The 21,106-nt window shown below is 49.5% G+C and carries 15 protein-coding genes and 1 riboswitch; of the genes, 10 read left to right on the top strand and 5 right to left on the bottom strand.

What is annotated here, in order from left to right; genetic code table 11:
- Positions 1-58: 58 nt before the first annotated feature.
- Entirely contained in the window at positions 59-544 is a 486-nt protein-coding gene (locus tag O6P33_RS02750) for a pilin (protein WP_269818721.1), read from the bottom strand.
- A gap of 580 nt (positions 545-1,124) precedes the next feature.
- Here O6P33_RS02750 and O6P33_RS02745 point away from each other — a divergent pair.
- Positions 1,125-1,604: a tetratricopeptide repeat protein gene (locus O6P33_RS02745; protein WP_269818720.1), complete on the top strand. Its 480-nt coding sequence runs from the start codon at positions 1,125-1,127 to the stop codon at positions 1,602-1,604.
- A 131-nt stretch (positions 1,605-1,735) separates the two neighbouring features.
- Here O6P33_RS02745 and O6P33_RS02740 read toward each other — a convergent pair whose 3' ends face one another.
- Positions 1,736-3,031, bottom strand: a complete 1,296-nt coding sequence (locus O6P33_RS02740) for a ferric reductase-like transmembrane domain-containing protein (protein ID WP_269818719.1) — start codon at positions 3,029-3,031, stop codon at positions 1,736-1,738.
- Between the two features lie 127 nt (positions 3,032-3,158).
- On the opposite strand from O6P33_RS02740, the gene ligB reads away from it, so the two are divergent.
- Together ligB and O6P33_RS02730 are read left to right on the top strand one after the other, a co-directional pair.
- Positions 3,159-4,850 carry an NAD-dependent DNA ligase LigB gene (gene ligB / locus O6P33_RS02735; protein ID WP_269818718.1) on the top strand — a complete coding sequence of 564 codons (1,692 nt, stop codon included), beginning with the start codon at positions 3,159-3,161 and terminating at the stop codon, positions 4,848-4,850.
- A 276-nt stretch (positions 4,851-5,126) separates the two neighbouring features.
- Positions 5,127-6,599 (top strand): DUF3360 family protein, encoded by a 1,473-nt coding sequence (locus O6P33_RS02730; RefSeq protein ID WP_269818717.1) that lies wholly within the window; start codon positions 5,127-5,129, stop codon positions 6,597-6,599.
- Positions 6,600-6,663: 64 nt separating this feature from the next.
- On the opposite strand, the gene O6P33_RS02725 is transcribed toward O6P33_RS02730, so the two are convergent.
- Together O6P33_RS02725 and O6P33_RS02720 are read right to left on the bottom strand one after the other, a co-directional pair.
- Positions 6,664-7,107 carry a c-type cytochrome gene (locus O6P33_RS02725; protein WP_269818716.1) on the bottom strand — a complete coding sequence of 148 codons (444 nt, stop codon included), beginning with the start codon at positions 7,105-7,107 and terminating at the stop codon, positions 6,664-6,666.
- Between the two features lie 49 nt (positions 7,108-7,156).
- A complete protein-coding gene (locus tag O6P33_RS02720; RefSeq protein ID WP_269818715.1) occupies positions 7,157-7,543 on the bottom strand; it encodes an MAPEG family protein in 387 nt (128 codons plus the stop codon).
- A 298-nt stretch (positions 7,544-7,841) separates the two neighbouring features.
- Positions 7,842-7,942, top strand: a riboswitch (S-adenosyl-L-homocysteine riboswitch).
- A gap of 23 nt (positions 7,943-7,965) precedes the next feature.
- On the opposite strand from O6P33_RS02720, the gene ahcY reads away from it, so the two are divergent.
- From ahcY to O6P33_RS02685, 7 genes are all read left to right on the top strand, one after another.
- Complete coding sequence (gene ahcY, locus O6P33_RS02715; RefSeq protein ID WP_269818714.1) at positions 7,966-9,366, top strand: adenosylhomocysteinase; 1,401 nt, start codon at positions 7,966-7,968, stop codon at positions 9,364-9,366.
- 78 nt (positions 9,367-9,444) lie between these two features.
- The gene (metF, locus tag O6P33_RS02710) at positions 9,445-10,290 is read left to right on the top strand and encodes a methylenetetrahydrofolate reductase [NAD(P)H] (RefSeq protein ID WP_269818713.1); all 846 of its coding nucleotides are present in this window, start codon (positions 9,445-9,447) and stop codon (positions 10,288-10,290) included.
- A 162-nt stretch (positions 10,291-10,452) separates the two neighbouring features.
- A complete protein-coding gene (locus O6P33_RS02705; RefSeq protein WP_269818712.1) occupies positions 10,453-12,258 on the top strand; it encodes a DEAD/DEAH box helicase in 1,806 nt (601 codons plus the stop codon).
- A gap of 176 nt (positions 12,259-12,434) precedes the next feature.
- Complete coding sequence (locus O6P33_RS02700) at positions 12,435-14,432, top strand: BCCT family transporter (protein WP_269818711.1); 1,998 nt, start codon at positions 12,435-12,437, stop codon at positions 14,430-14,432.
- A 131-nt stretch (positions 14,433-14,563) separates the two neighbouring features.
- Positions 14,564-16,573, top strand: a complete 2,010-nt coding sequence (gene rep / locus O6P33_RS02695) for a DNA helicase Rep (protein WP_269818710.1) — start codon at positions 14,564-14,566, stop codon at positions 16,571-16,573.
- 81 nt (positions 16,574-16,654) lie between these two features.
- Positions 16,655-17,839 (top strand): multidrug effflux MFS transporter, encoded by a 1,185-nt coding sequence (locus O6P33_RS02690; RefSeq protein WP_269818709.1) that lies wholly within the window; start codon positions 16,655-16,657, stop codon positions 17,837-17,839.
- 220 nt (positions 17,840-18,059) lie between these two features.
- Positions 18,060-19,826 (top strand): SLC13 family permease, encoded by a 1,767-nt coding sequence (locus O6P33_RS02685; protein ID WP_269818708.1) that lies wholly within the window; start codon positions 18,060-18,062, stop codon positions 19,824-19,826.
- A 362-nt stretch (positions 19,827-20,188) separates the two neighbouring features.
- Here O6P33_RS02685 and rpoH read toward each other — a convergent pair whose 3' ends face one another.
- Positions 20,189-21,049, bottom strand: coding sequence for an RNA polymerase sigma factor RpoH (gene rpoH, locus O6P33_RS02680; protein ID WP_269818707.1), 861 nt, complete (start codon positions 21,047-21,049; stop codon positions 20,189-20,191).
- Positions 21,050-21,106 lie beyond the last annotated feature (57 nt).

Raw genomic sequence — 21,106 nt, 5'->3', positions numbered from 1 at the left:
GAAACAACAACGCCTTGTAAAAACAAGGCGCTGCTTAATTTAGACTGTGTGATCTAAATTATGATTTTGGGCAACCCGCTGGGGCGTAGCTATCTTTCCAGCCAGGGATGTTGTTAGCAGTTACTGCACAGCCCCAACCGCCAGTGGCAGCTCTGCTTAATGTCATTACAGCGCCAGTAATGTTTTTACCAGCTGAGCCGCCTAGTGTTACGGCTATAGTAGGTGTCGCACTATTGCCGCCTGTTATAGTCAGTTGGCCGTCACTGCCAGCTGCAAGCAACGATGAATCATTAAATCCTAGACTAACTTCAGCCGGTGCATCAGCTGTTGCCGCTTTATCTTCAGCAGCAATTACTTGCCCTTGTAAAATAGCCGCTTCTGCAGCTGTTTTAAGAGCGCTGATTTCGCCAAACACGCGAGTCATTTGTGCGCGTGCTGTGTAGTCTTGATATTGCGGGATCGCGATCGCCGCCAAAATCCCAATAATCGCCACTACGATCATTAATTCAATTAGGGTAAAACCCTTTTGCATTTGTGCTTTCATTCTTGAAGCTCCGTTGTATTTAAAAATAAAGGCCTTGTGACCTATAAGGGTTATTGCAACGGCTGTGCCAGCTTTTTTGCAGCGACGCAAAGCAGGGTAAAAAGCACACTTAAACCTGACTAAAAAAGACGCGAAAATGCCACGCAAGCCACTAAATACAAGGCTTACAGTATTTATCTATATTTAATAAAGTATTTTAAAAGCAGTGGATTTTGCTGTTATTGAGCCAATAATCGAAGTGGGTTTGTCACAGCGCTTTGCTATGACAGACAGGCTTGTCACACTGAAGAACTGTGACAATCTGCTGTGACACAGTGGCGTGCTGTGACAGCGAGTGTCTCTGCGAGGAGCGCAGCGACGTGGCAGTTTATGGCTTGGGTAGCGCGTGGTTGGCGGGGTGGATTGCTTCACTGCGTTCGCAAGGACGGGGTGGGTTCGCAATGGCGGGGTGGGATTCGTAATGACGGGGTGCCGTTCGCAAGGACGGGATAGGGTTCGCAAAGAAAACAGCGTGGTGGTTGCTGTTGCGTGGCCATTCAGTGCATTCTTAGGCCTGCCAATCAATTGTGGAGAAAGTATTGTGAACGATGTTGTCAGTATTGATACTGCCGCGCTAATGATGGACCTGAGTAAACGCACCCTATGGCGTCGTTTAAGCGCGGGCACCTTACAACGGCACAGTATGGACGAGCGCGGACGGGTAATGCTGGCACTGACTGACATCGCCGAGCACCTCTGCGTGCAGCTTTCTGACGAACCCGCTGGGGGGGGGGACCGCGTGTTGCTTATAGAAGCTGACAAAGGCGATAGCGCGGCGCAAAATGACGTCGCACTACTGCTCCTTGAACAAAACCGCCCCGACATTGCTTTACAGTGGTTTTTACTGGCGGCGCAACAGCAGCATGCCGATGCCATGCATTATTTAAGTGAGCTGTATCAGCAAGGTTTGGGCGTTGAGCGTTGTGAAAATACCGCCATGCTCTGGCGCGCTAAAGCAGCAAGCCAAAAGCACTTAATCGCTGATGCGCAAATGGCGGTAATCACCAGAGCCTCAAAATAAAGCAGCACCCTATAGTTTGGCAGCGTACTGCTTGCTCGGTGGATTGCTTCACTGCGTTCGCAAGGACTGGAGGAGGTTCACAAGGATATTTTATAAGCACTTCCCTGTGCCTAATACAGAGCTGCGCTTACTTAACGCATTTGAAAATACTCTTTATGGAAGTTTTCTGCTGGGAAACCCAAATTTTGCATACCTTTTTGCAAAGCATCGGCAAAGCCTTGTGGGCCACAAAACCATACTTGCGTATCAGCAGCGCAGCCTTGCAAAGCTTGCTCAGCACATAAATGCCCCTGCTCATCGCTGCAATGCACATGCAACGTAACATTTGGTACAGCAGCGGCTAAGCGTTGCAGTTTTTCGGCAAAGACCCCTTCGGCAGTATTGTTTACGCAGTAATATAAAGTGGCTTGCGGTGCGCGCTCAGGCTGTGCTTGCAAAGCCTCAAGCCAAGCAATAAATGGTGTTACCCCAATGCCTGCAGCAACCCAAACCTGCTCACTGTCACCCTCTAACTGCAAATCAAAGTGGCCATAGGGCCCTTCAGCAATGACTTTGCGGCCTACATCCAGTTCAGTTTGTAAGCGTGAGGTGTAATCACCCAAGGCTTTAATCGCAAAACTCACCTGCCCATCCGCATGGTCGGAACTGTTCACGGTAAAAGGGTGTGCACCCTCAAAGCGATCAAAGGTAAGAAAAGCAAACTGTCCAGGCCGGTGCGACCAGCTCTTAGGAAGCTGGCAAGTCACCTCCAGTACATCACCCTGATGCCGCTTCACACGCAAAACCTTACCCGGATAGCGACGGCCACGACCAATGCTGCCCGTCAAGGCCACAATCGCACAATACGAACCAACCGCAGTGACCAGCGCCAGCAATACCCCAGCCGGCTCTAACCACCAGCCCGCAGGTGCTAAAACAACGCTGTGGAAAGCAATCAGCAGATAAATAACCGATAAAATCTTATGCGCGTAACGCCAAATATGGTACGGAAAGCGCTGCCAAAGAGTGATCACTAGCATGATGCCCAAAATCCACACCGACCATTCGCCAAGATCTTTAGCAGCACCACGAAACGCATCTAAAAATGTTTCTATGCGCGCCTCTTTAGCTCCGCGTACAAAAAACTCACTTAAAACACTTTTAGATAATTTTAATCCGTAGTGAGCAATGGCTAAGGCAATCGCCCAGATCCCAGCCCACTTATGTAGGCGGTACATTTTATCTAGGCCGTGCAGTCGTTTTTCCAACCACAGCGGACGCACCGCCAGCAGCATAATCAACGACATCAAGACAAAAGAACCTAAGCCGGTCAGATTAATTAGCTGTTTGCGCCACCACCACACATCCATGGGTGGGTTGTGCCCAACCACTGTTAAGCCCCAAACAGCCACCACCAAGATAGCTACAGCGTACATCACCTTTTTCATTTTGATCGCCTCTGAACACGTTATACGCTGCAGTCTAATCTTCATGCCTTACAACAACCTTAACCAAGACACTGGAATATTTTCGACTACACTGAATGCAGCCATATCACTAGCAAGGATGCTCAATATGTTGCGTACTATTGTATCAATCTGCGTTGGCAGCATGATGCTGCTGATCAATTTATCCGCTGTAGCGGCTTGCCCAACGTGGACTCACACTCAAGCCGAGCAAGAAATCAGCACGTTACAGCAGCGTCTTGCCGTTTGGGATCGCAGCTATCACCGTGACGCCACCTCGCCCATTGCTGACGAACTCTACGATCAAGCCCGCGCACAATTACAGCTCTGGCAAACGTGCTTTACCCCTGCTGCTGCGCCGGAGCCGGCCGCCACTGCCCTGCAGTCAGCACGGGGCAGTCAAGCACTACCTTTTAGCCAAATGGGTTTAAGCAAGCTCAGTGAAACCCAGCTACAAGACTGGATGCAGCAACGTGCAGATTTATGGGCGCAACCAAAAGTGGATGGAGTGGCAGTGACCTTGGTGTACAGCCACGGCCAACTCAAACAAGTACTCAGCCGTGGTGACGGTTTAAGCGGACAAAACTGGTTAAAGCATGCTCAAGCTATTGCTGCGATCCCCAAGCAACTGGCAACACAACGCAAGCAGATAACCCTACAAGGCGAGCTGTACTTAAAACAGCCGAGACATATTCAGCAGCGTGATGGTGGTAGCAGTGCCCGCAGCCAAGTTGCTGGGCTGCTCAATCGCAAGCAACTGACAACGAGCGTTGGAAATACAATTGGTCTATTTGTTTGGGAGTGGCCCGATGGACCGACCAGCATGCCCGAACGCTTAAGCACACTGCAGGATTTAGGCTTTAATGACAGCGGTGCCTATAGCCAACCCATTCACAACTTAGCCGAAGCTAAACACTGGCGCGATTATTGGTATCGCACAGAGCTGCCCTTTGCCAGTGATGGTTTAGTCATTAAGCAGAGTACGCGCAACATTCAACATGCGCGCAGCGCTTATCCGCCATTTTGGGCGGTGGCGTTAAAATACCCGCTGCAACAAGCGCTCACTTCGGTTACCGATGTCACATTTAACATTGGCCGCAGTGGCCGCATTACGCCTATCGCACATGTGCAGGCGGTCAGCCTAGATGACAAAACCATTCGCAAAGTGAGCCTGGGTTCGCTGACCCGTTTGGCAAAACTGCGCTTAAGCAAAGGCGATCATGTGGCGATTGCGCTGTCTGGGCATGCCATTCCGCAACTGAAAGAAGTCGTCTGGCGCAGTCCACAACGGCAAACCATCGAAACACCGCATGCTGCGCACTACCATGCTTTAAGCTGCTGGCAAAACAGCCCAGTCTGCCAACAGCAGTTTCTGGCCCGCCTGCACTGGCTGGGCCAGAAGAATAATTTAGCCATGTCAGGGCTTGGCCTACAAACATGGCAAGCCTTAGTGGATGCCAACTATATTAGCCAGCTGACTGACTGGTTAACGCTTAGCGCTAGTGACTTACAGCAACTACCCAACTTTGCCCTAAAGCGCAGCCAGCACACCGCTGCTGCCTTTGCTCAAGCCAAACAGCAGCCTTTCCAGCGTTGGTTAAGAGCCTTGGGCGCGCCAGCCAGTATCACTATAAAACCCGGTGACAATTGGCACAGCCTTGCCGCCCTGAGCGTTCAGGATTGGCAGCAACAGCGCCACTTAGGCTCGACTCAGGCGCACAGTGCTTGGGCATTTTTTCAGCACCCAGCAGTACAAACTGCCGCACTAAACTTGCAAAACCATGACATTGACGGCTTTTAAGCACGCTCGTACTGCAGTTCTCTGCCAACTTAGCTGAGTTGGTAGAGAGCATTTAGAAATAAACACCCTCCAAAAGGCGTATTGCCGTAACCCTGACAAATGCCCATGATACGCGCGCTTATTAAACTGCAACCCATGGCAGTTTGTTCACCTGCGCCTCTGCGCCCCGCATAACAATAAGAAATATTAGCCAAGACAACGCACTCATTGTGTGACTGCACAGCAACCTGCTGCGCCTGTCTTTTGTGTTACGCATATATTACAAGAGCAACAAAAATGGCAAATGATGACCCTAAAAGCTATCGCGCCTTACACCGGCCGCGCTCCGAGTTTGCTTCTCGTCAAGCTTACTTAGAACATGAATTGAGCATTATGTCGCCCAGACGTTGGCGCATAAACTTACCCTTTCGTGACTACCGTTTTGAGGCCGAGGACTGGGTGCCAGCCATGGCGGCAACCATCGGTAAAATTGTCATGGTCGCAGCGATTGTTGCTGCATTCGCCGAGCCTTTAGGGCTACCCGCTTCATTTGTGATTGAAAACGCCCGCTATGAAATGCTCATTGCTGCGCTGTTATTCGTGGTGCTGTTTTCTGGGGTACTGATCCCAACCGCAAACTTGGCGGGTACTCATGGCCCTCTGATCCCGTTGATCCCTATTATTGTGGCATCCGGCGGTCATCCCATGGCGCTGGGCATTATGATCGGTGTCTTAGGCTTTACCTTGGGCGTATTTCGCGGCGGTAGTTTATTGGCGAGGCTCACCAGTGATGGGGTCTGTGGGGGGTTGCTGCTGTTCCTAGGCTTTATTGGCATGACCTCGCAAATCAAGTACCTCTATGCTTGGGCCGAGGGCTTTGATGCCGGCCATATCGCCTTTACCGTGGTGTTAGCCACCATCATTATGTATGCCTATTTAGAGCATATTGGTAAGCGCTGGCTAGCAATTCCTTTGGGTGCGGTGCTGGCTGCGGTGATTGCTTTTGCCTTGGGCGCACCCTTTGAATTCACCACACAACCGGGGATTCCAAACCTAAACCCAGCTTATTGGTGGGGCGACGACACCGGCTGGAAGCTGGGCTTACCTGAACTGCATCAATTTATTGCCGTAACCCCTTTTGCAGTTTTGGCCATTGCCATGTGGTCACCGGACTTCCTTGGACACCGTGCGTTTCAGTACCTCAACTACCCAAAAGACGCGAAAAAAGTGGTGATGAATATTGATGACACCATGTGCGTTGCTGCGGCACGGCAAGTGGTGGGTACGGCCTTGGGCGGAGCCAATATTGCTTCATCATGGGGCACTTATATTGTCCCTGCCGCAATTGCTAAGCGTCCAATTCCAGCAGGAGCAATCTTAACCGGCTTGCTTTGTGTGATTGCAGCAGTCTGGGGTTATCCCATGGACTTAGCCATTTGGCCGCCAGTGTTGAGCGTAGCGTTAATTGTGGGGGTGTACTTGCCCTTATTAGAAGCGGGCATGCAAATGACCCGTGAAGGCAAAACCTCACAGTCGGCCGCCATTGTGATTTTCTCATCGGCGCTGGTGAACCCAGTATTTGGCTGGTCACTGACGGTGCTGCTGGACAATATAGGCATTATTGGCGACAAGGAAAGAGGTGAAAAAATGACCCGCACTGACCGCTGGATTATTCCCTCTATGGTCTTTATTTTACTGTGTGCGGTCATGGCCGGGATCGGCATGTTCCCAGGGATTCCGGCGTTATTAGAATCCTTCCAAATGCAATAATAGCTTGCGCATACGAACTGACTGCCGGTGGTACACGCTGACAGTCAGTTCGCTGCTGTACTGTTTAATACACGCGGAACTCTTGGTGACAGGACTCACAAGAATCTTCTACCGCTTGCACGCGCAAGGCTAAAACACTTTTATTAAAGGGTGCTTCAGTGGTGCTGGCCACCAAACGCGCAGTTGTGCCCTCTAAGTGCCGCGCCAACTCTTGAAAGCGCTCTTGACGCTGCCAAACATCATCGCGGGCTGAGGTTTTACCGTCATCTTTAACCGTTGGAAAATACTGCCAAGGCTCATGCGACAGCTCATCCAGCTCCACAGCCAACTCCGCAAATAGCTGCTCGTTATAAGCAATACGGCCACGCAACATGCCGCCAAGATCCTCACTCACATTGAGCATTTTCTTGAATACAGCCTTACGTTTGCCCAGTGGTGAATCAGGGTCTACACCACCACAAGCAGCCAAACTCAATACTATCGCTAATAAAAAACCACGTTTCAGCACACTCTCACCACTTACAATTTAAATAATAGTTAAAAACAGACCAAGCCCGTTAAGCCGCCACCACAAACAAACTGACAATTAAGCCCAAGCCTAAAAACCATACCAGTGAACGCAAAATGGCCCAGTCCGCGATGTAGCACAGAGTATACAGCACACGACTGAAAACGAAGGTGATCGCCAGCTGATCTAGCAGTCCTTGTTCAGCACCTCCGGCTAAGTGAGCAATAATTACCGCAGCTGCAAAAGCTGGGGCAATTTCAAAACCATTTTGCTGAGCATTATTTGCCCGCCGCGCCATCCCTTGCGCAGTAGCTAAAAAAGCCCGTGGATCATGATTATGTTTCGGCGCAAACCCCCCGGCACTGGCTTTAGCCCACACCGTAGAAATATATGGCAGCAAAATACTCACTAACACACACCAATAAGCAATTGTCATAGTTACTCCTGCATTCATTATTTTTATCGTTTGAATGGCTACCTTAAGAAGCCTCTGAATAACGTTACCGAGGACGCTAGCACAAGGCAAAAACGTACGAGAAAGCGCAGTTTACACCGAGTAAATGAGCATTTTGAGTACGTTTTTAACGCAATGATAGCTACGCAGGTAGTTATTCAGCGGTTTCTTAATACAAATTACCCCATACAAAACAAATTCTTCATTGCTAACCCCTTGGGCAAATGCCAAAGCCTCGCTATAATCACTCGCGCATTACGGCCCAGCCGTGATCGCCAACAGATTCGAGGGGCGCTGCAGCAGGATTCTCCTGTCAGGCTCGAAACAGTTGCCTTCCAGTTGTCTCGACAACTGCATATTTGCAAACGGCGCCCATTCGCTAATTACGAATGGAGAACTCTTCAATGAGCGCTGTTGCTGATTTTACTGATTATAAAGTTGCGGATATTTCACTGGCTGATTGGGGCCGTCGTGAAATTATTATTGCTGAATCTGAGATGCCAGCCTTAATGGGCTTGCGTACTAAGTACGCTGGTGAGCAACCGCTTAAAGGTGCGAAAATTCTCGGCTGTATTCACATGACCATTCAAACTGCAGTGTTGATTGAAACACTGACGGCATTGGGTGCAGAAGTGCGCTGGTCTAGCTGCAACATCTTCTCAACCCAAGACCAAGCCGCGGCGGCGATTGCGGCTGCAGGTATTCCAGTGTTTGCTTGGAAAGGCGAAACCGAAGAAGAGTACGTCTGGTGTATCGAGCAAACCATCCTTAAAGACGGCCAACCTTGGGATGCCAATATGGTGCTTGACGATGGCGGTGACCTTACGGCGATCCTGCACGAGCGCTTCCCACAAGTACTAGACAATGTGCACGGCGTCACTGAAGAAACCACCACCGGCGTACACCGCCTGCTAGAAATGCTGGAAAAAGGCACGCTGAAAGTACCTGCCATCAACGTCAATGACTCAGTCACCAAAAGTAAAAACGACAACAAATACGGTTGCCGCCACAGCCTTAACGATGCCATCAAGCGCGGTACTGACAACCTACTGTCAGGCAAGCAAGCTCTGGTTATAGGTTACGGTGATGTGGGTAAAGGCTCGGCACAATCGCTGAACCAGGAAGGCATGATTGTTAAAGTCTCTGAAGTTGACCCAATTTGTGCGATGCAAGCCTGCATGGACGGTTACGAGTTGGTATCACCCTACATCGATGGTCACAATGACGGCACCGACGCCAGCATTGATAAAGCACTGTTAGGCAAAATAGACTTGATCGTTACCACCACAGGTAACGCCAATGTCTGTGATGCCGGCATGCTTAAAGCCCTGAAAAAACGCGCTGTGGTCTGCAACATTGGTCACTTTGACAATGAAATCGACACCGCATTTATGCGCAAAAACTGGGCGTGGGAAGAAGTTAAGCCACAGGTGCACAAAATTCACCGCACCGGTGCTGGCGAATTTGATGCGCACAACGATGACTACTTAATTTTGTTATCAGAAGGCCGCTTAGTGAACCTGGGTAATGCGACGGGTCACCCAAGCCGCATTATGGACGGTTCCTTTGCTAACCAAGTGCTTGCGCAAATGCACTTATTTGAGCGCAAATTTGCCCAGTTAAATGCTGAGCAAAAAGCAGCAGCATTAACCGTTGAAGTGTTACCGAAAAAGCTCGACGAAGAAGTTGCTCTAGAAATGGTTAAAGGTTTTGGCGGCGTCATTACCCGCTTAACTGATGTGCAAGCTGACTACATTGGTGTACCTGTGGATGGCCCTTACAAGCCAGAAACCTACCGCTACTAAGTAGTTTGAAGGGGTGGCACAGCTGCCCCTTTTTTCACTGCGACTGCCCATACATTTTCATATTTAGGGACATATTCTATGAGCAATCAACATCGTGTGAGTTTTGAGTTTTTCCCCACCAAAACCGACGCTGGCCACGCAAAGCTGCTCACCACAGCCAGCAAGCTAGCCACTTACAATCCTGAGTTTTTCTCTTGCACTTATGGCGCTGGTGGCTCCACCCGTGACCGCACTTTAAACACCGTTTTACAATTAGACGGCGAAATCAAAGTCCCGACTGCACCGCACTTATCCTGTGTCGGCGACAGTAAAGAAGACTTACGCGAACTGCTGCATTTGTATAAAGATGCTGGCATTAAACGCATTGTGGCCCTGCGTGGTGACCTACCCTCTGGGATGGGTATGGCCAACGGTGAATTGCGCTACGCCAATGAGCTGGTGGAGTTTATCCGCGCAGAGACCGGTGATCACTTCTATATTGAAGTAGCTGCCTATCCAGAGATGCACCCACAAGCGCGGGATTTTGAAGTTGACCTGCAAAACTTTGCTCGTAAAGTGCAAGCTGGCTCCGACAGCGCCATCACCCAATACTTCTTTAATCCAGATTGTTACTTCTATTTTGTCGAGCGAACGCGTAAGCTAGGCATTGATATCCCAATCGTGCCAGGCATTATGCCGATTACCAATTACAGTAAATTGGCGCGATTCTCTGATTCTTGTGGTGCAGAGCTACCGCGCTGGATACGCAAACAACTGGAAGCGTACGGCGACGACATAGCAAGCATCCAAGCCTTTGGTGAAGAAGTTATTACCAACATGTGCGAACGCCTATTAGAAGGTGGCGCGCCTGGCTTGCACTTCTACACACTTAACCAAGCTGAACCCAGTTTAGCTGTTTGGGATAATCTCCAGCTTAACCGCTGAAATAAGGCCTAAGTGCCACTATAGCGAAATACCTCCATCCAGCTTTATGCCCAGCGCAGGACATAACTCGTGGATGGGGTGCATATATTTTATGCGCTGGTATGGAGCATTTATAATTTTGCGCCCCAAAGTCGGCGGGTCGCCGACACACAGGAAGACTGCATGTCCTTTTCCTCGCTAGGCCTATCTCAGGCTCTGGTCAACGCCGTTGAAGCTGCCGGCTATACATCTCCATCGCCAGTGCAATTACTGGCTATTCCACCGGCACTCGAAGGCCGCGACCTGATGGTTGCCGCACAAACCGGTACCGGTAAAACTGGCGGCTTTGCTCTGCCTATTTTAGAAATCTTGTTCCCTAACGGTAAGCCCGACCGCGAACAACGTCACCGCCCGCGTCAGCCCCGTGTCTTAGTGTTAACACCAACACGTGAACTGGCGGCGCAAGTGCACGACAGTTTTCGACTGTATGCCCGCGACTTACCTTTTGTCAGCGCCTGTATTTTTGGCGGCGTCGGCATGAACCCGCAAATCAACGCGGTCGCTAAAGGCTTAGATGTTTTAGTGGCTTGCCCAGGTCGTTTATTGGATTTGGTCAACCAAGGCAAAATTGATTTAAGCGGCGTAGAAATTTTAGTGCTGGATGAAGCCGACCGTATGCTCGATATGGGCTTTATTCATGACGTGAAGAAAGTGCTGGCTAAATTACCTAGCAAGCGCCAAAACTTGCTGTTCTCGGCAACATTCTCGCAAGACATCACCAATTTAGCGGGCCGTTTATTGCACAACCCCCAGCGCATTGAAGTGACGCCTCCCAACACTACGGTAGAGCGTATTGAACAACGGGTGTACCGTATTCAGGCATCGCACAAACGCGCTTTATTAGCCCACTTGATCACCATGGGTGCATGGGAGCAAGTTTTAGTATTTACCCGCACTAAGCACGGCGCTAACCGCTTGGCTGAATACCTGTCAAAAAACGGCCTGCCAGCTGCAGCCATTCATGGTAACAAAAGCCAAAATGCCCGCACCAAAGCTTTAGCCGAGTTTAAAGCCGGTAGTGTGCGCATCTTAGTTGCCACCGATATTGCTGCACGCGGTCTAGATATCGATCAATTACCACACGTGGTTAACTTCGAACTGCCTAACGTAGAAGAAGATTATGTGCACCGCATTGGCCGCACTGGGCGTGCTGGTCGTTCAGGTCTTGCAGTGTCATTAGTGGCGCCAGATGAAGAGCGTCTGCTTAAGGGCATTGAGCGCATGACCCGGCAAAAAATCGAAGACGGTGACACCTTTGGTTTTGACCCAAGCAGCGTCGTCATTGAAAAACCTGAGCCGCGCGCTCCTCGCCCACCCCGCGGCGGTGGCCGCAGTGCCACTCCACGCACTACGGATAAGGCTAAAAACCCAGACAAGCCAAGAGCTAAACGCCCTGCGGCGCGTAACCCTGAGCGCACCGATAGCACAGCGACGGCCACTGACAAACCAGCGCCCCGCACACGTAACCCGCGTAACACTCGCAATCAACGTAGCGCTGCTGCACCTATTGTTGGCGCACCAGAATTGCCGCCAAATCGCGACCCTGAAGTTTTTTTAGATGACGCCATTGATAATTTTGGTAATAGCGTTGATTACGTTAGCCCTTATCAAAATAAAGGTCGCGGCCGTCGCCCTAACAGCAACACTCCAGCGGGTGCACAACCGCGCGGTGCTCGTCCAGCCCGTGCCAATAACCCTGCAGCTGCCACTGATAAACGCCGAGCACCGAAAAAACCGCGTAATAATCCACGCCGCAATGATTCGCGCGCAGCATTAGGTAGCAATGAACCAGCTGTTAGCCGCGAAGCGCCGCAACCCTTAATCATCCGCAAGGGTGAGCGCTTACCGAGTCTAGAACAGCTTGAGCAATTAGAGTCACGCACACGCAATAAAGAGCGCCCAGCTTTGTTGACTTCCCGTACAGACTAAACTTGCGCTAAGTTTTGTCACACCCCAACCCCCAATATTTAGTAATAAATATCGGGGGTTTTTTATATACAGATACGATAAAGCGTTTTACTATCGCCGCCCTGTCAGTCTTGTGCCGGTAACCCTATACTTACTGGCCGCACTTGATCATTGCAACTCGGCGCCAAGGAGCTCCCATGGAAAAAACCAGTGAAAATAGCAAAACGATCAGCCCACCGGTGTTTTACACATCGGCGCTTCTGATTGCTGTCTTAGTTATATCTGCAAGTATTTTCCCAAAGTCTCTACAGGAGTTTTTTGAGCAAGTACAAAGCTGGATCCTAGAAAACGTCAGCTGGTTCTATATCCTGACTCTGGCTTTAATTCTCTTGGCCACAGTGTTTTTAGCTGCCAGCCGTTACGGAGATATCAAGCTCGGGCCTGATCACAGTAAGCCGGACTATAAGAACACCTCATGGTTTGCCATGCTGTTTTCTGCTGGTATGGGTATTGGCTTGATGTTCTTTGGTGTTGCCGAACCGGTCATGCACTTTGTGGCACCACCTGTAGGCGACCCTAATACCGTTGAAGCCGCTAAAGAAGCAATGAAGCTAACCTTCTTCCACTGGGGTTTACATGCTTGGGCAGTGTATGCCGTGGTTGCTTTGATTCTAGCTTTCTTTGCTTACCGTCACGGCTTACCGCTGACCTTGCGTTCGGCCCTGTATCCGTTAATTGGTGACCGCATCTACGGCCCAATTGGCCATGCGGTGGATATTTTCGCAGTGATCAGTACCGTTCTGGGTATCGCCACATCTCTGGGTTACGGCGTACTGCAGATCAACAGTGGTTTTAACTATTTGTTTGATTTGCCCATTGGTACCAATACACAAGTAATCTTAATTGTGGTGATCACCGCCCTAGCAACGTTGTCAGTGGCGACAGGACTCGATAAAGGGGTTAAGCGCCTCTCAGAATTAAACCTGTTGTTAGCGGTAGTTTTATTAACCCTAGTTTTAATTCTCGGCCCTACCGCACTGCTGCTAAAAAGCTTTGTGGAAAATACCGGCGGCTACTTATCTGACATTGTGAATAAAACCTTCAACCTGTTTGCTTACGAGCCAACAGACTGGCTGGGCGGCTGGACCTTACTGTACTGGGGCTGGTGGATTTCTTGGTCACCCTTTGTCGGTATGTTTATTGCCCGCGTATCCCGTGGCCGCACTATCCGTGAATTTATCACCGGTATTTTGCTAGTGCCAACCGGCTTTACCTTTATGTGGATGACGGTATTTGGCAACACATCTATCCATTTAATTATGAAGGAGGGGATGACCAGCTTGGCTGAAACTGTCAGTGCCGATAGCTCTTTGGCGCTGTTTGCTTTCTTAGAGCATTTCCCCTTCTCTACATTCCTGTCTATGGTGGCAGTATGTATGGTGATCCTGTTCTTCGTCACTTCAGCAGACTCAGGTTCGTTGGTGATTGATATGCTGGCTTCTGGAGGTCAAACAGAAACACCTTTGTGGCAGCGCGTGTTTTGGGCATCGTCCACTGGTGTGGTTGCTATCGCACTGTTAATGAGCGGTGGTCTAGCTGCTCTGCAAACCGCTACCATTGCTAGCGCACTGCCTTTCTCCGTGGTGCTGCTGATTGCCATTTGGGGCTTATTTAAAGCGCTGCACATTGACTCCACCAAACGTGTACTTAGGCAGCAAAGTGCGACGCACCACTCCCGTCAGCAGCAAAAAACTGGCGGCTGGCAGCGACGCCTACGCAGCATGGTGATGTTCCCACGCCGCTCACACGTCAACCGCTTTATGGATGAAGTAGTGGTACCAGCCTTTGAAGAAGTGGCAATGGAGTTGCGCAAACAAGGCTACAGCGTAGAAGTGACCGAACGTGATGATGATAAGCGCTGCAAAATTGAAGTACAGCACCACCTCGAAGCTAACTTTATCTATGAAGTACGGGCCCGCGCTTATGCACGTCCTGACCTCATGCAGGAGGATAGCCCTGAAGATGAAGACAGCGGCCAGGAAGAACGCGAAGAGCGTAAGTACTTCCGTGCCGAAGTGCACTTAATGGAAGGTGGGCAAGATTACGACATCATGGGTTGGTCCCGTGATGAAGTGATTGATGACATCCTTGATCAGTACGAGCAACACATGCACTTCTTGCACGTTGTGCGTTAATGTTTAGCTAACCACTAAGGCGCTCTTAATGGGCGCCTTTTTTATGCCTGCCACTCTCTGCAAACTCAGCAATACCCTCTGTACAGCACTTAAATGCTAGAATAAACACTTTCACAACTCTGGTTTGATTCATGTCTAAGCTCAATCCTCGCCAACAAGAAGCGGTCAATTATATTAGCGGCCCGATGCTGGTGCTGGCGGGTGCCGGCTCAGGTAAAACCAGCGTAATTACCCGTAAAATCGCCTACCTAATTCAGCAGTGCGGCATCTCCGCTCGGCATATTGTCGCGGTAACCTTTACCAATAAGGCCGCCCGCGAGATGAAAGAGCGCGTTTCTTCTTTGTTGCGCGGCGCTGAAGGTCACGGTTTAACCGTTTCCACCTTCCACAACCTCGGCCTCAACATCATCCGCCGTGAACATGCGCTGCTCGGTTACAAGCCTGGTTTTTCTATTTTTGATGATTCTGATGTTAAAAGCTTACTCACCGATATCATGCAAAAAGAATACGCCGGTGATGATGGCGCGGATGAAGTAAAAAACCTCATCAGCAGCTGGAAAAATGACTTAGTGCTACCCGAGGAGGCTTTAGAGCAAGCCCGCGCCGGCAAAGAGCAAACCGCCGCCATTGTCTACAGCCATTATCAGCGCACCCTCAAAGCCTATAACGCAGTGGATTTTGACGACTTAATTTTGCAGCCGGTAAAGCTTTTTCAGAACCATCCAGAAATACTAGAAAAATGGCGTAATCGCATTCGCTATATGTTGGTGGATGAATACCAAGACACCAACGCCAGTCAGTACCTGCTGGTTAAGTTACTGGTGAAAGAGCGCGCGCAATTCACCGTCGTGGGCGATGATGACCAATCAATTTATGCTTGGCGCGGCGCACGGCCGGAAAATCTAATGCAACTCAAAGAAGATTTTCCCTCATTAAAAATCGTCATGCTGGAGCAAAACTACCGCTCCACCGGCCGCATTCTAAAATGCGCTAACACCTTAATTTCCAACAACCCCCACGAGTTTGTCAAAGAGCTGTGGAGTGAAATGGGGCACGGTGATGAAATCCGCGTCATTCGTTGTCGCAATGAGGATGCTGAAGCGGAGCGTATTGCCCTAGAAATCCTCACCGAACATATGCGCACCCAGCGCCCGTATAGCGACTTTGCCATTTTGTACCGTGGCAACTACCAAGCAAAAATCATGGAACTCAAGCTGCAAGTGCACAAAGTGCCCTACCGCTTATCAGGCGGCACCAGTTTTTTTGGTCGCCAAGAAGTCAAAGACCTGATGTCGTACTTTCGCTTACTGGTCAACCCAGACGACGACAACGCTTTTTTGCGGGTGATCAATGTGCCGCGCCGTGAAATTGGTTCCACCACTTTAGAGAAACTCAGCGCCTACGCTACTGAGCGCAAGGTTTCTATGTATGAAGCCTCAGCCGAGATAGGTCTTGGCGAGCATTTAGGCGCACGCTACACCGAACGCTTGGCCCGCTTTAAGCACTATATGGATAAATTGCGCCAGCGCTGTTTTAGCGAAGAGCCCATTGCTGCTTTAAAAGAGATGATCCTCGATATTGATTATGAAAACTGGATCAGACAAAACAGCTCCAGTGAAAAAGCCTGCGAATACCGCATGAGTAATGTGTGGTTCTTAATTGAAGCGTTAAAAAACACCTTAGAGCGCGACGAAGAAGGCACAATGACCATCGAAGAAGCCATCGCCAAACTGGTTTTGCGCGACATGCTGGAGCGTCAAGAAGAAGACGAAGACGGTGCTGAAGGTGTACAAATGATGACCTTGCACGCCTCTAAAGGTCTAGAGTTTCCCAGCGTTTATATTATGGGCATGGAAGAAGAGATTCTGCCACACCGCTCCAGCATTGAAGCCGATACCATTGAAGAAGAACGGCGTTTAGCCTATGTAGGAATTACTCGTGCCCGCCGCAATCTAACCTTTACTTTTGCCAGTAAACGTAAGCAATATGGCGAAACCATCGACTGCATACCCAGCCGTTTTTTAGACGAACTACCTGCCGAAGATCTACAGTGGGAAGGCCTTGAAGAAGCGCCACAAGAAGTGAAAGCAGCACGGGGCAACAGCGCTTTAGCTGATATTCGCGCCATGCTTAAAAAGTAGTAAATCAGGCTGTTACGCGGCCTTCTACTGATCATAAGGAACAGTGTTATTAGTACTCCAACGGCAACAAAAACCCTAAGCATGCAGCTGATTATTCTGCTGGCCTCGCTAAGTGCTCTGGTGGCTGCGGCCATTGATATGTACCTGCCTGCTTTTCCTACAGTTGCTACGAGCTTGGATATTACCCCTGGGCAAGTCCAGCAAACTCTTTCAGTGTTTTTAATTGGTCTAGGCATCGGCCAAGGCTTATACGGCCCATTTTTAGATCGTTTTGGGCGCAAACCACCACTGCTCTTTGGCATCACTTTATTCACTATTGGCTCATTGGCCGCAGCACTGACCACCAGTTTCGAAGGCTTATTGGTGGCACGTTTTTTACAAGCCATTGGCGCTGCAGCTGGCTCGGTAGCGTCACGAGCGGTAGTGACTGACACCTGTGACCCGCAAAACTCAGCACGGATCTACTCAATGCTGATGCAAGTAATGATGATTGCCCCCATTACCGCGCCCATGTTGGGCAGCTTAATTTTACTCTACGGCGAATGGCATTTGATTTTTTGGGTGCTGGCCTTGTTTGGTATCATCTGCGGGGCATTTACCCTGCGGCTCCTGCCGGAAACACTGCCGGTAGAGCGCCGCATTCCTTTATCCATGCGCAGTATTGTGCGCAACTACGCCATCCAGCTGAGCAATCCCAGCTTCTTCTTTTACACCCTAGCAACCAGTTGCACCTTGGGCAGCCTTTTTATCTATATTAATAACTCGCCCTTTATTTTTATTGAGATGTTTGCGCTCAGCCCCAACCAGTTCAGCTATATATTTGCCGCCAATGCAGTGGGCATGATCGTTTTTAGCCAAATCAATTTGCGCTTATTAAAACTTTACAGCGCAATGCAGATTCTACTGATTGGTTTAGCTGGTTTTATCAGCATTGGTTTACTCTTGTTTAGCTTACTGCAATTAGACTGGGTGGCATTGTGGAGTTATGGCTTATTGCTCGGCTTGGGCACCAGCATGTCCGGTCTGATTACGGGGAACTTAACCGCTGTCACCATGGCGCATACCCAACAACATGCCGGCATTGCATCGTCACTCATGGGCTTAATTCAGTTTCTCCTGGCTGCGCTGATTGGCTTCTTAGCCAGTATCATTGCCGCGCCGTCACTGTACACTCTGCCTATGGCATTAATGGTACTGGGCTTGGCTGCCATACTGCTGTGTTTTACTGGCAAATACTTCGCCCAGCAGGCGACCCCCGACCCTTAAGGAAGCACTGAATAATGTTAGCGAGGCAGTCAGGGCTAGGCAAAAATCGGCGAAAAAGCGCAGTTTACGGGTAGTAAATGAGCATTTTTAGCCGATTTTTAACAACGTCCTGACAACGTAGGTAATTATTCAGCGCTTCCTTAAGTTACGCTTGCGCCAATAACAGCATGCTTATACTGTAACTGTCATTGCCGCAGTTAAAACATCAGGCGAAACGCTTATGACCTTTGAAATCTTTCTCGTTTTGCTGATTACCTTAGCTGCCATGACGCTTTTTGTTACCGAAAAGCTGCGCATTGATGCTATTGCCATTTTAGTGCTGGTTAGCTTAACCCTGCTGGACTTGGTGAGCCCCAGCCAAGCCTTAAGTGGCTTTAGTAACCCCGCCACTATCACTGTAGCGTCGATGTTTATCCTTGCTGCTGGTTTGCAAAACAGTGGCGCACTGGCGGGCATACAAAGATTACTCAGCGCCGCCCGCTCGCCTTTGCAGTTTATGCTGATGCTGTTTGGCCTGTTGGCGCTAATCGCGCCCTTCGTCAACAACACTGCGGTGGTGGCAATTTTTATTCCCATCGTCATTGCCGCCAGTTTAAAAGTGGGTTTAGCCCCCTCTAAAACGCTAATCCCACTGTCTTATGTCGCACAAATGATGGGCGTGGTAACCCTAATTGGCTCCTCCACCAACCTGCTGGTCAACTCCATTGCCAAAGATCTGGGGCACTCTGGTTTTAGTATGTTTGAGTTTTTACCTTTAGCGGCAATTTGTGCCGTGGCTGGCTGCCTATACCTGCTAACGTTTGGTCGCTGGTTATTACCTGATGTGCGCAGCGCAGACTTAGACAACCTCTATGAGTTTGGCCACTATATTAGCGAATTAAAAGTCACCGAAGACTCAAAACTATTGGGCAAAACCGTGGAAGAAGCCAAGCTCAGCAAGCACTACAATGTGTATATTCTCGAGCTGCTGCGTGACGGCGAAAAGTACTGGTCACCACGCTCAGAAGAGTTACGTGAGGGTGACATTTTACTTGCGCGTGGGGTTTGGTCAGATTTGGAAACCCTTAAGGATGAACAAAAACTCGAGTTCAATACACAAACCGACTTCCAGCTCAAAGGTGCTAAGCAGGAAAAATCTGTACTGGCCGAAGTGATGATCGCCCCACAGTCACGCGCAGCAGGACGCTTGCTCGCCGTTTTGAACCGTAGCTGGCGTTACAACGCTTCAGTGATGGGCGTGCAGCGGCGTGGGCAGGTGGTGCGCAAGCAACTCAATAGTCTACGACTGCGCATCGGCGATATTTTGCTCTTAGCCTTACCAGAAAAAGACTTAGCCGCGCTGCGCAAAGATAAAAGTGTCATTGTTATTTCGCAGCGTGAGGCGCAACAAAAATTTGGTTGGCGCGCACCTTTTGCCATTGCCGTGATGGCTGCGGTAGTCAGTGTTTCGGCGCTGGGCTGGTTACCCATTGCCCTCTCTGCATTGACTGGCGCGGTGGCTATGACCTTAGCAGGCTGTATTCACGCCGATGATGTGTACGAGAGTACCGACTGGTCGATTGTGATCTTAATCGCTGGGCTGTTACCGCTGGGAATTGCTATGAGCAGTAGCGGTGCGGCACAGTTCTTAGTGGATAACAGTATCGGCTTAGTCAGCCACTTGGGGCCGCATGTGGTGCTCGCAGTCCTCTATTTAATGGCTCTGGCATTGGGCGAGCTCATGAGCAACTCAGCTGCAGCTGTACTGCTCACGCCCATCGGTTTTTCTACTGCGCAACTGATGGGTGCTGATCCTACTCCGTTTTTGATTGCCATTACCTTCGCCGCCTCTACCAGCTTTATGACCCCAGTGGGCTACCAAACCAATATGATGGTGTATAACGCTGGTGGTTATAAATTCAGTGATTTTATTAAGGTGGGCTTACCGCTCAATAGTATTTTTTGGGTACTGGGAGTGATCTTTATTCCTATTTTTTGGCCGTTTTAGCTCGGCGAACAACTAGGCTGACACATAGGGCTGTACTGCAAGATCTTTAGCAGCCTGTTATAGGCCTGCTTGCGCAGCACCCTAATAGGTTGTCCAAGTCTTTGCAGTATAGGTTAGTACTGATATTATATACAGCATGATAAAGCACGCCAAAACATTAAAAGTTCGCATTCGAGATAAGCACCGACCACTGCTAAACAGCATGACTCGAAGTGTCAATTTCGTCTGGAACTTTGTCAATGAATTAAGCCAGCGCTCGATTAAAGACTGCTGCTGGCTTTTCATCTCGTACACAACACCTCTCTGCGCCCAATAAAAAAGGCGACTATAAAAGTCGCCTTTTTATCACCCGTTCGAAGTCATTACGCAGCAATGCTGCCTTTGAGCTTCTTCATGGCATTTTTCTCAATCTGACGAATCCGCTCAGCAGACACACCATATTGTGCGGCCAAGTCATGCAAAGTCACTTTCTCGTCAGATAACCAACGCTGCTGCAAAATATCACGGCTGCGCTCATCCAGCTCGCTCAGTGCTTCATGCAGGCTGTTGCTGCTGCTTTCAGCCTGATCAAGCGACTCCAACTGCAATGCTGGATCATGGCTATGATCTTCTAAGTAATTCGCTGGAGAATGATATGTTCCTTCATCATCCTCAGTCGCAGACGGATCAAACGACATATCATGGCCGGTTAAACGGCTTTCCATTTCTCGCACTTCACGCGCCTCAACACCTAAAGAATCAGCTACAGCTTCAACTTCGGTATTGGTTAACCATGCCAAACGTTTTTTCTGACTGCGCAAGTTAAAGAACAATTTGCGTTGTGCTTTAGTGGTTGCCACTTTCACAATACGCCAGTTACGCAGTACGTATTCGTGAATTTCGGCTTTAATCCAATGCACAGCAAAAGACACTAAGCGCACACCCTTTTCAGGATTAAAACGCTTCACTGCCTTCATCAAACCAACGTTACCTTCTTGAATCAGGTCGCCTTGCGGTAAGCCATAACCTGAATAACTGCGCGCAATGTGTACGACAAAACGCAAGTGCGCCATAACTAATTGGCGTGCAGCATCTAAATCTTGGTGATAATACAAGCGCTCACCTAAGTCTTGCTCTTGCTCAACGCTTAACAGCGGAATTGAGCTTACTGTCTGCATATAAGTCTCAAGGTTAGAACCAGGAGTCAGCATACGAGCAGTTTGTAATGCGGTCGTGGTGGTCATAAATTTCCTCCAACGGGTGACTATATCTTAAATAACTCTATTAACTATCAGATGTCA

Origin of the sequence: Denitrificimonas caeni, from assembly GCF_027498055.1 — a bacterium.
Taxonomy (GTDB): Bacteria; Pseudomonadota; Gammaproteobacteria; order Pseudomonadales; family Pseudomonadaceae; genus Denitrificimonas.
Note: the sequence above shows the minus strand (reverse complement) of the source record. Positions and strands in the feature narration are given on the sequence as shown.